11 protein-coding genes and 1 pseudogene are annotated in these 15,828 nt (G+C 41.0%); 8 read left to right on the plus strand and 4 right to left on the minus strand.

Features of this window, described 5'->3' with window-relative positions:
- The 3 genes and pseudogenes from BM192_RS09780 to BM192_RS09790 form a co-directional block, all read right to left on the minus strand.
- A pseudogene (locus tag BM192_RS09780) lies at positions 1 to 258 on the minus strand (hypothetical protein); the annotation flags it as partial.
- A gap of 188 nt (positions 259 to 446) precedes the next feature.
- Positions 447 to 1,223 carry a 3-keto-disaccharide hydrolase gene (locus BM192_RS09785; RefSeq protein ID WP_037442548.1) on the minus strand — a complete coding sequence of 259 codons (777 nt, stop codon included), beginning with the start codon at positions 1,221 to 1,223 and terminating at the stop codon, positions 447 to 449.
- A 128-nt stretch (positions 1,224 to 1,351) separates the two neighbouring features.
- A complete protein-coding gene (locus BM192_RS09790) occupies positions 1,352 to 1,921 on the minus strand; it encodes a helix-turn-helix domain-containing protein (RefSeq protein WP_037442546.1) in 570 nt (189 codons plus the stop codon).
- 475 nt (positions 1,922 to 2,396) lie between these two features.
- Between BM192_RS09790 and BM192_RS09795 the strand changes: the two genes are divergently transcribed.
- The 4 genes from BM192_RS09795 to BM192_RS09810 all read left to right on the plus strand — a co-directional run bounded on the left by BM192_RS09795 (position 2,397) and on the right by BM192_RS09810 (position 8,224).
- Positions 2,397 to 5,426, plus strand: a complete 3,030-nt coding sequence (locus BM192_RS09795; RefSeq protein WP_234797537.1) for a SusC/RagA family TonB-linked outer membrane protein — start codon at positions 2,397 to 2,399, stop codon at positions 5,424 to 5,426.
- A 15-nt stretch (positions 5,427 to 5,441) separates the two neighbouring features.
- Positions 5,442 to 6,950 (plus strand): RagB/SusD family nutrient uptake outer membrane protein, encoded by a 1,509-nt coding sequence (locus tag BM192_RS09800; RefSeq protein WP_037442544.1) that lies wholly within the window; start codon positions 5,442 to 5,444, stop codon positions 6,948 to 6,950.
- Between the two features lie 109 nt (positions 6,951 to 7,059).
- A complete protein-coding gene (locus BM192_RS09805) occupies positions 7,060 to 7,860 on the plus strand; it encodes a HipA family kinase (protein ID WP_037442556.1) in 801 nt (266 codons plus the stop codon).
- On the plus strand, positions 7,838 to 8,224 hold the full coding sequence (locus tag BM192_RS09810) for a DUF3037 domain-containing protein (RefSeq protein ID WP_037442542.1): 387 nt from the start codon (positions 7,838 to 7,840) through the stop codon (positions 8,222 to 8,224). The genes BM192_RS09805 and BM192_RS09810 overlap by 23 nt, the downstream gene beginning before the upstream one ends.
- A gap of 48 nt (positions 8,225 to 8,272) precedes the next feature.
- On the opposite strand, the gene BM192_RS09815 is transcribed toward BM192_RS09810, so the two are convergent.
- Positions 8,273 to 10,783 (minus strand): M1 family metallopeptidase, encoded by a 2,511-nt coding sequence (locus BM192_RS09815; protein ID WP_074963972.1) that lies wholly within the window; start codon positions 10,781 to 10,783, stop codon positions 8,273 to 8,275.
- 240 nt (positions 10,784 to 11,023) lie between these two features.
- Between BM192_RS09815 and sufB the strand changes: the two genes are divergently transcribed.
- The 4 genes from sufB to BM192_RS09835 are packed head-to-tail and all read left to right on the plus strand — an operon-like array spanning position 11,024 to position 15,821.
- Positions 11,024 to 12,469, plus strand: coding sequence for a Fe-S cluster assembly protein SufB (gene sufB / locus BM192_RS09820; protein ID WP_037442554.1), 1,446 nt, complete (start codon positions 11,024 to 11,026; stop codon positions 12,467 to 12,469).
- 20 nt (positions 12,470 to 12,489) lie between these two features.
- Complete coding sequence (gene sufC, locus BM192_RS09825) at positions 12,490 to 13,266, plus strand: Fe-S cluster assembly ATPase SufC (RefSeq protein WP_425312216.1); 777 nt, start codon at positions 12,490 to 12,492, stop codon at positions 13,264 to 13,266.
- 1 nt (position 13,267) lies between these two features.
- Entirely contained in the window at positions 13,268 to 14,602 is a 1,335-nt protein-coding gene (sufD, locus tag BM192_RS09830; protein WP_051760052.1) for a Fe-S cluster assembly protein SufD, read from the plus strand.
- A complete protein-coding gene (locus BM192_RS09835; protein ID WP_037442538.1) occupies positions 14,595 to 15,821 on the plus strand; it encodes an aminotransferase class V-fold PLP-dependent enzyme in 1,227 nt (408 codons plus the stop codon). The genes sufD and BM192_RS09835 overlap by 8 nt, the downstream gene beginning before the upstream one ends.
- Positions 15,822 to 15,828: the final 7 nt, after the last annotated feature.

Raw genomic sequence — 15,828 nt, forward strand, 5'->3', positions numbered from 1 at the left:
TAACAGCTGCTTAGTTAAACTGTTCATATCTTGACCCTGATCCTGAAATTCTCGCTCAGCGCCGGAATCTGGATGGACCTCAAATTTCTTGTACCAACGTACAAAGTGATAGGCAGTTACTTTGCCTATTCGGTGCTTTTTCGCTACCTGGCTAATGCTCAAAATACCGCCCTGGTAATCCCGAGCTACTGCGATTTTTAAACTTTCATCATAGATGGCTACCCGACCACCTTTTGATCCTTTTCTTGGTGCTTCCATTCTTAATTTAATTTAAGAATTATCCTAAACTTTATCAACTACTTTTAGGAATGGACATATTTATTTAGGAACGAACAAGCCCGTATGTAAATGGGCTCCAACAAAAAATCCCTATCTGAATGAACAGATAGGGATTTTTTGTTGAGTTGAAGCTGTATCAGCCGGTTTAGAATAAGCTATCGAAGCTTTTAAAGCTCTCTTACCCAGATGTTACGGAAGCTTAATGGTTCGCTTTTATCTCCGTGAGATTGTAATTTGATTGGGGAGTTTCCATGAGCCTTACGGTAAGCAGCTTCTCCAATGTATTGTGTAGGACCTTTCAGAATGAAGTTATTCTGTACAAGCACACCATTCAGGAATACAGTAACAGCCGCCGGACTTTTTAAAGTGCTGTCAGTGTTGAATACCGGGGCAGTCCAGACGATATCATATACCTGCCATTCTCCCGGCTTACGCGACGGATTAACTAATGGGGTAGTTTGCTTATAAATACTGCCTGCCATACCATTGGTATAAGTAGGATTGTTATTATTATCCAGAACCTGAAGCTCGTAACCCAGGTCTCCCTTGCCTATAGAAGCTAGAAATATACCGCTGTTTCCTCTGCCTTGTCCTTCACCGGTAATGTTCGCCGGTACTTTCCACTCGAGGTGCAGCTGGTAATTTCCGAATGCTTTTTTTGTTTCAATATTTCCTGCTTTCTTATCTACAGTTAAAAGTCCGTTCGCTACCGTCCATTGTGCTGGTTTATTTCTATCTTCGGTAGTTACCCATTCACTCAGGTTCTTACCATCGAATAAAATGATCGCGTCAGATGGTGCTTCTGAAACCGTTTTACCTGGTTTAACTTCTTTAGGTACCGGTGTGTAAAATTCAGTGTCCTCATGTTTTGCCTGTGCAAAAACTGATGCAGTACTGATTCCTGCAAGAAGAACAGTTGTTAAAATGGTGCTGTTTAATTTCATTTGATGTTTATTTTTGGTCAAAGTTTATTTGCTGTTTATTTTACCGGATGTTCATGGTTAAAAAGCCGCGTACAAGGTAAAGAACATTTTCAGGTGATGCAATTTGTTTTAGATGATCTTTTCTTATTTCAGGCAAGGTCGACCGTCTTTTTTCTGAATTCGGAGGGTGTAGATGAGTACCTGGCTTTAAATACAGTGGAAAAGTAAGCAGGAGAGGAGAATCCGACCTGGTAGGTTATCTCTGTTATACTTGCCTGTGAATCTGTAAGTAATGCCGAAGCCCTTTTTAAGCGCTCTCTTAAAATATAGTCATTCACTGTACAGTCAATAAGTCCCTTGGTTTTTCTGTAAAGTTGTATCCTTGAAATACTCATCTGCTGCGCTATAAAATCTATATTCAACTGATCGTTGCCAAGATGTGTATTAATGACCAGGTTGAAGTTTGACAAAAATTGTTCAGATAGCGGATTAGAGGCTGGTTTTCTTTGCTGATCTGCCCGTTTATTATTGGTTAAAGATGCAAGTGCTGGTTTCGACTCTCTGTTTACACGTCTGGTAACCGTATATGCGGGGAGATTATGGATGTTGTATAATTCTGACTGAAGTTTTATTCTCCGCCGGTTTAATAAGATACAAATGTAAATCAGGATCATAATAATTACACCCATTACGATTTCATGCCAATGTATATCTTTCATAGTTTATGCTCTGATCTTTTGTTGTAAATCTGCTTTATGCAAGTTAAGAGAAAAATTGATTACCTGTTCGTGTCGGGATCGTTGCCGGGATCGTTTCCGGAGTTTTCCTGATTATAAAATTAAAAATTGGATAGAAAGATCTCTCCCCACATCTTACAGTCTGTGTTTTAGTATTAATTATGATATAATTCTGTAAGTCAAAATAGGTAAAATAATGCTTTATATAGTGGCTATAGCTTGTATTTGTTTAATAAACAGCATTTTGAATTAGATTCTTATCATAGTTAATATATTATGGAAATGATACAATTTCGATAGGTACTAATTGGAATTTGCTATATATTGGCAGAGCTAACCAATATAAAATGTATGAGATGTTCCCCCCCAAATCCAGATCCCCGGATCTGTGTCCAATTTTGTCATACGACAATTCTAAGAGTTACCGCATATTAAATTCACCTAACCAAATTAAATTATGAATGAGTTTTTACTTCTAAGAAGGAAGTCTGTCTTTTCGGGGCTGGCTGAATTCAAATTCAATAAAAAGTTCCTTCTCGGACTTTTTGCAATGATTCTGCTTCATTTTTCCGCTTATGCACAAACAGCGGTAAAAGGAACTGTGTCTGATACTGAAAATAACACGTTGATTGGTGTTACTGTATCGGTAGGTGGTACGAGTATCCGGGTAATGACCGACGCAGATGGAAAATATACAATTAATGTTCCTGCAACAGGAAAACAATTGGTTTTTACCTATGTAGGTTTGCAGTCACAAACTGTTGAAATTAATGGCAGATCGACGGTAAATGTGATCCTGACAAGTGGTACTGAACTTGAAGTTGTGAATGTTGTGGGTTATGGCTCTGTAAAAAAGAGTGATTTAACCGGAGCTGCTACCACAATCTCTGCCAAAGATTTCAACAAAGGGCCGCTTATAGCTCCCGATCAATTGATTCAGGGTAAAGTTGCCGGTGTTCAAATGATTAACAATAGTGGACAGCCAGGTGGTGCGTCAACTGTTAGAATCAGGGGAAATACAGCAATGACGGGTTCAGGACAGCCGCTTTACATCGTGGATGGTGTGGCTTTGGATGGCAGATCTGCCAGACCCAGCAACAGCGGTGGTGTGGGTGTTGCTCCAAGTGGCAATCCTTTAAACTTTATTAATCCGGCAGACATTGCTAGTATGGAAATCCTGAAAGATGCATCTGCGACCGCTATTTATGGTTCCAGAGCAGCTTATGGTGTGGTATTGATCACAACAAAAAGAGGATTAGCGGGAACTACAAAAATAGATGCAAGCGCTTCTGCAGGTGTAAGTACAATTGCAAACAGTATTGATGTGCTTAATGGCGATGAATATCGTGCTGCATTAAAAAAATATGACTTGACCAGCGGTGATCATGGTGGTAATGTAGACGCCATGGACGAAATTACCCGTACCGGTTATAATCAGAATTATTCAGTTGGAGTTAGCGGTGGTAGTGACGGGAATACTTTCCGGGCATCCTTTGGTTACCAGAACCAACAAGGTATTATCAAAAAAACAGACTTTAAGAAATATAGTGGTGCATTTAATGGAAACTTCAAGTTTCTGGAAAGCAAAAAACTTGGTTTAGATGTCAATTTGATTGCGAATCAATACACAGAAAATATTGCGCCTATTACCACAGATGCAGGCTTTACCGGTTCACTGGTGAGCCAGGCTCTGTCATGGAATCCAACGCTTTCTATGAGAAATGCAGATGGTTCTGTTTTTGTAGATCAGGGCTCAACAATTATTAATCCATTAGCGATGCTGGAAGCTTCGAGTGATAAATCGAAAGTTTCGACTATCCTGGGAAGTGTTTCACCTTATTATAAGATTACACCTTGGTTAGAGTACAGAATGTTAGCCAGTATTAATTATAGTACTGGTATCCGCAGAGCATCTACAAGAAGCTTTATTAATTTACAGGGTATTCAGGCAACTGATGATTTCCTTGGCGGATATGCAAGTTATTCGAACTCTGAGCTCATTACTCAGCAGTTTACCAATACTTTGAATTTCAATAAAGAAATTGCAAACAAACTGAATCTGAATGCAATAGTAGGTTACGAATACACCAATTATATCAATAAAGGTCAAAATATGACGGCTAAAGGTTTTGGAGACATTGACGTAGATTATACGGATGCTTTTCAGGCTACTGCCCCGGCGAACAGAACGATGAATTCTTTCAATGATCCGACAACACAGTTACAGTCTTATTTTGCAAGAGCGATTTTTAACTATGATAACAAATATCTGTTAACTGCGACCATCCGCGCAGATGGATCAACTAAATTTGGATCAGATAACCGTTATGGATATTTCCCTTCCTTTGCGGCTGCTTGGAACATTAAAAACGAAAGTTTTATGGCTGACGTTGCCTGGTTAAATCAATTGAAAATCAGAGCTGGTTACGGAAAAACAGGTAATCAGGAATTCCCTTCAGGTTCATCGCTTCAACGTTATAATATTAACTATTCCAATGGCCAGCAATCACTCGTAAGCGTAAATAATGAGAATCCAAAATTAAAGTGGCAGTCTGATGAACAAACTAATATTGGTATTGACTTTGGTTTATTTAATAATAAATTGACTGGATCCGTAGATTACTTCAATAAAACTACTACAGACCTATTATTTCCTCAGATTCCATTTGATCCTGCTAATGTTGGCGTTACTGTTACCTGGGTGAATTTACCTGGTCAAATTACGAACAAAGGCTTTGAATTTACTTTAAATGCAAACCTGATTGATCAGCCGGATTTTGGATTGACTCTAGGTGGTAATGCAACCTTCCTGAAAAACAAGGTAAATAACATTAAGGGAATTATTAAAACAGGTGCATTAAGTGGTGCAGGATTATCTGATGTTACGCTTGAAGTAATTCAGGCCGGATATCCTTTGTTTGCCATGGTAACACGTGAGTATAATGGTCTTGATGCGGATGGTTTTTCTAAATACACAGATGACGGTTATACTTTTTACTATTTAGGTAATCCAAATCCGTCTGCAATCGTTGGTTTTAATGCAAATGTGAGGTATAAAAAATTCAATTTTGCAGCTAATTTTAACGGATCATTTGGTGGGAAAATTTACAACAATACAGCCAACAGCGTATTACCGATCTCTAACCTTGGAACAGGTAAAAACGTAGCGTCGGACTTACTGAATTCTCCAATTAAAGAATCTCTGGCTAATCCTATTGCTGCTTCCTCACGTTATATCGAGAGCGGCAATTACCTGAAACTAGCTAACGCAACTATTGGCTATACTATAGGTGATCTGGGTAAATCTGTTAAAGCACTGAATATTTTTGTCAACGGTCAGAATCTGCTGGTCTTTACAAAATACAAAGGATTTGATCCAGAAGTCAATGTAGAGAAAGGCGTAAACGGAGTGCCTTCCGCTGGAATTGAATATGTTCCTTATCCAACTGCCAGAACATTCAACTTCGGCGTAAACTTTTCACTTTAATTTAATCCGGAAAACATGAAAAATAAATCAATTATAGCATTAATGGTATTGGCAATTTCTTTATCTGCCTGTACGAAACTCGACGAAAACCTGAATGGACAATTAGGCAATGAGGGAATAACATCCGGCAATGTGGCGGCTTTACTTAACGCAAGTTATTCTGCGATGCGTAGTCCCTATCAGGGTACATATGGCTGGTGGGCTTTACAGGAATTCCCTACAGACGAAGCTATCGCGCCTACAAGAGGTGGTGACTGGGATGATAATGGCGCATGGCGCGCTTTGCATTTGCATCGCTGGGCGGGTGATCACTCCAGAATAGCTAGTGTATTCAAAGACTTGAACGGTGTGAGTTATGTGGCAACCAATGTGCTTAATTTTAATCCAACGGCAAACCAGGGTGCTCAGGCAAGATTTCTTAGGGCTTTCGCTCAGTTTTCTATTTTAGATGGCTGGGGACAGGTGCCTTATCGTGAACCGGGAGAGGACGTGAGTCTGCCTTCGAAAGTTCGTAAAGCACCGGAGCAAATTGATTACCTGATCGCTGAATTAACTGCAATTTTACCCGATCTTCCCGATGGACCGATTTATAATGCAAATAAAGATGCAGCGAAGGTCTTGCTGATGAAATGTTATCTGAATAAAGGCGCATTTTTAAACCGTACCGCACCGACATTCGACAACGGCGATATGGCTAAAGTAATATCGCTTGCAGACGAGATTATTGCTGGCGGTAAATATGCACTTAGTAAGTATTACGATAATTTTGCACCCAAAAATGATCAGCTTTCTAAGGAGAATATTTTTACAGCCCAGAATCTGGGAGGTGTAGATGCCGGTGGTGTCAGGAATATGTGGATTCCAGGTTTGCACTATAATCAAAACCCTAAAGGAAATAATGGTTTTGCAACCCTATCGGACTTCTATGATAAATTTGAGGCTAAAGATTCACGTATAGGCGGAGATTACCCTGGAGTAACGAATGTTACAGGGTTAAAGGTGGGCTTTCTTATCGGACAGCAGTATAACCAGAATGGGGTAGCATTAAAGGACCGTAAAGGAAATAACCTGAGCTTTACCAGAGAAGTAAGTATTATTGAGAGAGATCAGAATCACCTGGAAGTTGCCGGGATCAGAGTGGTTAAATATCCTGTTGACTATGCGAATGAGTCTACCGGGCTGGCAGAAAATGACTGGGTATATTTCCGTTATTCAGATGTGCTCCTGATGAAAGCTGAGGCTTTACTGAGGACGCAGCAGGCTGCAGCCGGGCTTACACTGGTAAATACACTGAGAACCTATCGTGGTGCTACTCCGTTTACTTCACTTACACTTGATAATTTACTGGACGAACGCGGACGTGAATTTTATTGGGAGAGTATCAGAAGACAAGATTTAATCCGTTTCGCCAAATATCTTACCCCTTGGCAGGAGAAACCAGCGGACGATCCTAAGTATCTGGTATTCCCGATCCCTGACAATCAATTGTCTAATCCGAATTTCACGCAAAATCCGGGTTATTAAGTCATCTATATTAATTGGTTAGTAAAATAACCGGTTATACTAAAAAGGTTAATCCGATTCCGATCGTGGTTAACCTTTTTTTTTGCTCATCTTTGTTATTTTTATGGATATGACGAAAAGAATAACCAGTCAGCCCAGAACTGTTAAGGTGACCAGGTACGTGAGCCCTCTGCGGGAGGGTGGTTCTATGCCTGCAATTGCAGAGGCTGACGATGATTTTTTATATGTACTCAAGTTCAGAGGTGCAGGGCAAGGTGTGAAAGCATTAATTGCAGAATTAATTGGTGGCGAGATAGCCCGCTTGCTCGGATTTAAGATTCCTGAAATAGTCTTTGCTGAACTGGATGAAGCCTTCGGTAGAACAGAACCGGATGAGGAGATTCAGGATTTGTTAAAAGCTAGTACCGGCTTAAATCTCGGACTTCACTATCTTTCCGGTTCCATCACTTACGATCCGGTCGTGAATACTGTCGACAGTTTGCTGGCGTCACAGATTGTCTGGCTTGATCTGTTATTGGTGAATATGGACAGAACTGCCAGAAATACTAATATGTTGTACTGGCATAAAGAACTTTGGTTAATAGATCACGGGGCCGCCTTGTATTTTCACCATTCCTGGAACAACTGGGAAGAAATGGCTAAGAAACCATTTAAGCTAATCAGTGATCATGTGCTGTTGCCATTGGCTGCTGAACTGGATCAGGTAGACGAGGATTTTCAGGCTGTTCTGACGCCGGAAGCGATAGAAAATATAGTCGCATTAATTCCTGAAGAATGGCTTTGTTACGACACACCCTTTGAACATCCGGAAACACACCGGGATGCTTATGTGAGTTTCCTGAAAACGAGGTTGCTGAATTTTGAAAATATTATAAAAGATGCACAGCATGCAAGAGAAATACTTATTTGAGTATGCAGTGATCCGTGTTGTACCCAGGGTAGAGCGCGAAGAGTTTGTGAATGTCGGCGTCATTTTGTATTGTCCAAAGTTGAAATTTCTCGAAGCAGCTTTACTGCCCGACTTCAAACGTCTGGAGAAATTTGCGCCTGAAGCCGATCTGGACGAAATTATAGCACATCTTCATGCTTTAGAGCTGATTGCAAAAGGTGGTACTGCAGGTGGGCCGATCGGCGTTTTGGATGCTCCTTCACGTTTTAGATGGCTCACAGCCTTACGCAGCACACAGGTTCAGACCTCCCGTGTGCATCCCGGATTCTGTGCTGATCCGTCTGTTAAGATCTCAGCATTGCTTCAGGAGCAGGCCGGAGAATAAAAAAGGCCCTGCTAGCGCAGGGCCTTTTGTTTGAATTAAAATCTGGAATTAAGGCTTAGCCTCAAGCTCCTTTACCGACTTATCGATCAGATCGGCACTGGCCTGGTCATTCATTCCTGTTCTAACCGGCTTAAGTTGTTGCAGGATCTGAATAATCTTTGGTGCAACGCCATGCGCTTTGTATTTAATGCCGAAATCTTTAATTGCCCGTATTCCTTCACTTGCATACCCGGGAGATTTTACTGCTGCAATAATATTAATGAAATCGCTGAACATGTCAAATTTTGACTGTGGATCTGCACTCATAAAATTCTGATAAACAAATGGCCATTCCGAATCTCCTCCAGATACCCCGTAAATGGAAACGATCGCTTTGGTCAGCATGCCTTTGCTATCTTTCTCAAAACTTTTGGCCAGTTGAAGTGCCTGAGTTTTGTCCAGAATTGCAGTGCCTTCCAGACCGGCACCTATAATGGCGTAAGAAGTGCTTTTCAGTGCTTCCTGATAGATTTCTTTATATTTCTCTGGTTGTTCAGAAGTATAAAGTGAGCGGATGGCGGCCGCTCTAACCAGATTGTTGTCGTCTTTTTGAGCAGACTTCACCAGTTCGGGTAAGGCTAGTGCGTATAGTTTCGTCTGGCCTGGAGTAATAGCTTCAATAGCCTGGATACGTAGTTCGTAATATTTATCCTGCAAAGCAGCCATCAGAATTTTTTCTGCTGTAGGATCCTGTTGTTTCAAAGCAGCTTTCGCTGCTTCAATGGCCTCCAGACGATCTACATATAATCCGGCGTTCTGGTATTGGAACCAGAATTCCTGTAAGGTTTTATGATCTGTCTTTTTGGTCAGCAGAATTTTATCGCCATCTACGTTGACCAGGTCTGGTTTACGGTCAAGTTTCCAGCTTAGCGTATCGGTTTTATCATTCATCCAGATTTGTTTCCGGATCTTTTTCCCGCCGCTGTAAATGTCTACAGCCATAGGTATCCTGAATGTATCTCCATCCTGCGTTTGGCTAAGAATAACCTGCTGCGTTTGAGTCTGCTCGTCCCAATTGTATTTGATATCCAGCAGCGGGTGTCCTGCGCCGAAGTACCATTGATTGAAGAACCAATTCAGGTCTTTGCCGCTTACTTCTTCCAGTGCAAGACGAAGTTGATGAGCTTCACCATTTTTAAAGGCATTCGTTTTCAGGTAAAGGCCCAATCCTTTATAAAAGGCTTCTTTACCAAGGTAGTTCCTTAACATATTAAGTACTCTTCCACCTTTTTGGTACGATACCCCATCGAACATGTCCATGGAATTATGATAGTGAAAGCGGACAAGGTCCTTTTTCTCATTGCCCGGGTCGCTGAGGTAACCTTGCATAGCCTCGTAATTATGTGCATCTCCTGCGTCCTGTCCATATTTATGTTCTGCCCATAATGTTTCACTCAGGTCTGCAAATGATTCATTTACAGTTAAGTTGCTCCAGCTTTCTGCGGTAACGTAGTCACCAAACCACTGGTGGAAAAGTTCGTGAACGATAGTACTTCTGCCTTTATCGTAATAACGGTCTGCAAGCTCTCTTGCTGTGCCCTGCACATAATCTCCATGTAAGGTGGCTGTGGTGTTTTCCATAGCGCCACTTACATAATCTCTTACAACGATCTGTGCATATTTATTCCAGGGATAATCTACCCCCAGAATCTGAGAATAGAAGTCCATTACTTCCGGTGTAAACCCAAAGATATCTTTTGCATAAGGTGCGTACGCAGGTTCCAGATAGTAGTTTACTTCTTTATCTTTCCACTTATCCTTGTAGATTTTGAAATCTCCAACCGCCATCATGAATAAATAGGGCGAATGTGGCAATTCCATTTTCCAGGTATCGGTACGGGTTCCATCGGCGTTTTTTTTCTGTGAATCCAGTCTGCCGTTGGAAAGTGTAACGTATTTCGCAGGCACAGTCATACTGATTTCCTGAGTGGTTTTTTGATTAGTGTGATCTATAGTCGGGAACCAGGCCGACGAGCTTTCCAGCTCACCCTGAGTCCATATCTGTACCGGCTTTCCTTTTTCTGTGCTGTCCGGATTAATGAAATACAAACCCTTTGCATCTGTAATGGCTGCACCTGCTTCCAGCTCAAGCTCGTCTGGTTTTGCCGTATAAGCAATATACAGGGTGTACTTTTCTGATCTCTGGTAAGTTTTGTTCAGCCTTATATTCAGCGAAAGATTATCGTAAGTATATTTTAACGGGGTTTTCTTTCCATTGGTAAACAAGGAAACCTCTTTAATATCCATCCCTTTTGCGTCCAGTCTCAAACTGTCGGTGGCATAAAAATGTGGCTGCAGTGTAACCCATTCTTCCCCATACAGGTAACGTTTTTTATAGTCAAACTTAACATTGAGCTTAGTATGGACAAGATTGTTAATTTTATCCGGGGTTGCCCGGTATATTTTCAGCTGTGGATCAGCTAATTTTTCCTGGCCGAAAACAGGTAGTGTAATGGCCGTACTAATGAGCATCAGTGTACCTAATGCCGCATATTTATAATGATTCGGTTTTGATTTCATTTCGCAAATTTTGTATTGTAAAACTAAATGCACTGACGCGAAAGTACAAATTTGGTGTGAAATCGTATTTTTCAAGACATTTTTACACTATTGCGGTGAATCAGGGGGCGAAAAAGCCTGTTTTGTAAACTGACCGTAATAAACAAAGTATAAACTTAGTTTATTAGGGCTATACCGTATCTTTGTGATAGTTCTTTAGCGGTATGTCTATACCCTGATGAAATGTTTAAACAGAGAAAGATGGAAAAAGATGATATAATGCTGGATCAGTTAGCCAACAAAGAATATGAGTTTGGCTTTGTTACAGCTATTGATATGGATATTTCTGAAACCGGACTGAATGAAGATACTGTCAGGTTTATATCCGCGAAGAAAAATGAGCCGCAATGGATGCTGGATTGGAGAATGAAGGGGTATCAGGCATTTCTGCAACAGGAAATGCCCGAATGGCAGAATTTTAAAATGCCTGAAATGGATTTTCAGGCAATATCCTATTATGCTGCGCCAAAGCAACAGGCAAAATACGCTTCGCTGGATGAGGTCGATCCTGAATTGCTGCGTACGTTCGAAAAACTGGGTATACCCATGTCCGAACAGAAACAACTTGCAGGGGTAGCAGTTGATGTCGTATTTGACAGTGTTTCTGTAACTACAACTTATAAAAAACACCTGAATGAACTTGGAATTATATTCTGTTCTATCAGCGAGGCGGTAAGAGAACATCCGGAACTGGTACAGAAATACCTGGGTTCGGTAGTTCCGCATACTGATAATGTGTTCGCTTCACTGAATACAGCTGTGTTTTCTGACGGGTCTTTTGTATATATTCCCAAAGGCGTGCGTTGTCCTATGGAGCTTTCCACGTATTTCAGAATAAATGCTGAAAATACCGGGCAGTTCGAAAGAACCCTGATTATTGCAGACGAAGATAGTTATGTGAGTTATCTGGAAGGTTGTACTGCGCCGATGCGTGATGAGAATCAACTGCATGCGGCTGTCGTCGAACTAATTGCAATGAAAGGTGCGGAGATAAAATACTCCACCGTCCAAAACTGGTATCCGGGTGATAAAGAAGGTAAAGGCGGTATTTTTAACTTTGTGACCAAACGCGGTGCATGCCGTGGTGCACACAGTAAGATATCCTGGACTCAGGTCGAAACTGGATCTGCAATTACCTGGAAGTATCCGAGTATTCTTTTACAAGGAGATTATTCTGCCGGTGAATTCTACAGCGTTGCTGTAACTAATCATATGCAGATTGCCGATACAGGTACTAAAATGCATCATATCGGTGCACATACGAAGAGTAGAATTATTTCAAAAGGAATTTCTGCCGGAAAGGGTCAGAATAGTTATAGAGGTTTAGTTCAGATGGGTCCAAGGGCTGCTTATTCAAGGAACTTTACACAATGTGACTCCCTGTTGATCGGTGACCTTTGCGGAGCACATACTTTTCCTTATATCGAATCAAAAAACAATACTGCTACTATTGAGCACGAAGCGACCACCTCTAAAATTGGTGAAGATCAGGTGTTTTATTTGAATCAGCGTGGTATTGACTCTGAGCAGGCAATTGCTTTAATCGTGAACGGTTACGCCAAAGATGTATTGAATCAATTACCAATGGAATTTGCTGTGGAAGCACAAAAATTACTTTCTCTTACACTGGAAGGCAGCGTAGGATAAATCTAAAAAATTAAATATAAATGATGTTATCAATAAAAAACCTTCATGCAAATATTGAAGGAAAAGAAATATTAAAAGGAATTAACCTGGAAGTTAATGCTGGTGAAGTGCATGCGATCATGGGGCCGAACGGTTCCGGTAAAAGCTCGCTTGCCTCTGTATTGGCCGGACGTGAAAACTATGAGGTTACTGAAGGTGAAGTTTGGTTGGATGGTAAAAATCTGCTGGACATGAAACCTGAAGAACGTGCACGTGAAGGTGTTTTTCTTGCATTTCAGTACCCTGTGGAAATACCTGGCGTTTCTAATATCAATTTCTTGAAGACTGCATTGAGTGAAATTCGTACTCACCGTAATCTTCCTCAGCTTTCTGCAAAGGAATTCCTGAAGATGACCAGGGAGAAACAGGAATTGGTAGAATTTGAAGCTAAGTTAGCGAACCGTTCGCTGAACCAGGGCTTCTCTGGTGGAGAGAAAAAAAGAAATGAGGTTTTTCAACTTGCAATGCTGGAACCAAAATTGTCAATTCTGGACGAAACTGATTCAGGCCTGGACATTGATGCCCTTCGTATCGTTTCCAGTGGAATCAACAAATTGCGTTCGACAGAAAATGCCTTTGTTCTGATTACGCATTACCAACGTTTATTGGAATATATCGTGCCGGATTTTGTCCATGTATTATATAATGGCCAGATTGTAAAATCCGGTAATAAAGATCTTGCACTGGAACTGGAAGAAAAAGGATATGACTGGCTGAAAGAAGAGTTTCACGGTAACGCAGCTTTAAATGGACAATAAAATGAAAAAGTTATCTAAAAGTCCTTTGTACCAACAATTGGTGGATGCCTATAACCAGCGTAATTCCGATGGGAATGCTACGCAGGAGAGGGAACAGGCTTTTACTGCTTTTGTAGAAAAAGGTTTCCCTTCCAACAGGGACGAAGATTGGAAATTTACAAATTTAGCTCCTTTCCTTGCTGATGAATATAGTTTTGATTTACAGCAACCTGCGGCGGCGGTTTTAGAAAATGCAGTTCAACATGCCCGGATTCCAGGATTAGAGAGCTATGTACTTGTATTAGTTAACGGCAAAATAAACGGATCACTTTCTATATTGCCGGATGCTTCTTGTTTTAAACTTAAGCAGTTATCTGAAGTTTCAGATCTAAATTATTTTAATACTTATAAATCTGAACATGTTGGTGCGGGGAACCGTATGCTGGCATTAAATACAGCTCTTTTTAACGAAGGATACCTTTTAGAGGTTCCGGACAGCGTAATCTGGGATAAACCATTGCACATTATTCAGTTTTTTGCCGGAGAGCAGAATTTGTTTATCCAGAATCGCAATGTTCTGGTGATGGGCAGATTTGCAGGCCTTGAGGTGATTGAGTCTGTTATTTCGCTTCAGAACGGTCATAAGCTTTTTGTAAACAATGTAACACAGGTCAGGGTTGCCGAGCAAGCCAGTTTAATCCAGTACCAGATACAGCATAATCAGGCTGAGGACAGGTTAGTCAATTTTCTGGAAGTTGTGCAGGAAAAGATCAGCCGTTATGACCATTTTAGTTTTAATCTTCCGGGAGCAGAACTGATCAGAAATAACCTGGAAATTGTATTGAACGGATCAGCTACAGAAACTCATCTGATGGGGCTTTATCTGGTCGGCGATCACCAGTTAACGGATAACCATACTGCAATTCATCATTTATTCCCTAATTGCGACAGCAATGAGATTTATAAAGGTGTATTGCTGGGCAAGGGAAAAGCAGTATTTAACGGTAAAGTGTTTGTCGAAAGACCTGCGCAGAAAACTAATGCGTTTCAACAAAACAATAATCTGCTATTAAGCGATAAAGCACAGGTTTTTGCCAAACCTCAGCTGGAAATTTTCGCAGATGATGTGAAATGTAGTCACGGCTGTACAGTTGGGCAATTTGATCCTGAATCTTTATTCTATTTGCGTTCAAGGGGAATTGGTGAGGATTCTGCCCGTAAGTTACTGGTAGAAGCATTTATGTTTGATGTTACTCAAAGAATCACAAACGAGCCTGTAAAGGAATATGTACAAAGTTTAATCTACGAAAAGATGGAAAATTCTTTCGCAGATACCAATACTTCAGTTTATGGCTAGATTAGATACAGACCGGATTAGAAAGGACTTCCCTATATTAAGTACTACTATTTATGGTAAACCGCTGGTTTATCTGGATAATGCGGCAACTACACAAAAGCCGGTTCAGGTGCTGGATATGCTGGAACAATATTACCGGGAGTACAATAGTAATGTGCACCGTGGTGTACATCTGCTTAGTCAGCAGGCGACTGCTGCTTATGAGCAGGCGCGTAAAAAAGTAGCTGCTTTTATTGGTGCCGCGGAAAGTGATGAGGTGATCTTTACCAAGGGCACAACCGACGGTATTAATTTGGTCGCTTCTTCTTACGGCCGTAAATATCTGCAACCTGGTGATTCGGTGTTAATATCAGCTATGGAACACCATTCTAACATTGTGCCCTGGCAGATGATCTGCGAAGAACGCGGTGCAGTGCTTAAGGTAATTCCAATGGATAAGAATGGCGTTCTGAAATTAGATGAGCTGCCAGGTCTATTAGATGAGAAAGTAAAAATAGTTTCGCTGACTTACGTTTCTAATTCTTTAGGGACAGTAAATCCTGTGCACGAAGTGATTAGCCAGGCACATGCTAAGAATATACCTGTACTGCTTGATGCAGCTCAGGCTGTACAACATTTTCCGATAGATGTGCAGGAACTCGATGTCGATTTTCTGGTTTTCTCAGGACACAAGTTGTACGGGCCTACAGGGATTGGCGTATTATACGGGAAATCGGTATGGCTGAACGATTTGCCACCTTATCAGGGTGGGGGAGATATGATCAAAACCGTAACTTTTGCAAAAACAGTTTACAATGTGCTCCCTTATAAATTTGAAGCTGGTACACCAGATATATCCGGTGCAGTAGGTCTAGGAAAAGCAATTGATTATATCACTGAACTGGGACTGGATACGATCAGGGAACAGGAAGATATGTTAGTTCAATATGCGCTTACCGAGATGGCAGCTATACCGGGTATCCGTTTTATCGGTCAGGCGGAAAAGCGATCAAGTGTAGTTTCTTTTCTCATTAACGATATTCATCCGTATGATTTGGGAGAATTACTGGATAAACAGGGTATTGCTATTCGAACCGGACATCATTGTACAGAGCCGGTAATGGATTATTTCGGGATTCCGGGAACCTGCCGCGCATCTTTTGCGTTTTATAATACAACTGAAGAGATTGATTTGCTGGTTGCAGGAATCAAAAGAGCGGCTGCAATACTGCAGGGGTAAGCAGAGA

The organism is Pedobacter antarcticus, assembly GCF_900112985.1.
In the GTDB taxonomy this organism is placed as follows: domain Bacteria; phylum Bacteroidota; class Bacteroidia; order Sphingobacteriales; family Sphingobacteriaceae; genus Pedobacter; species Pedobacter antarcticus.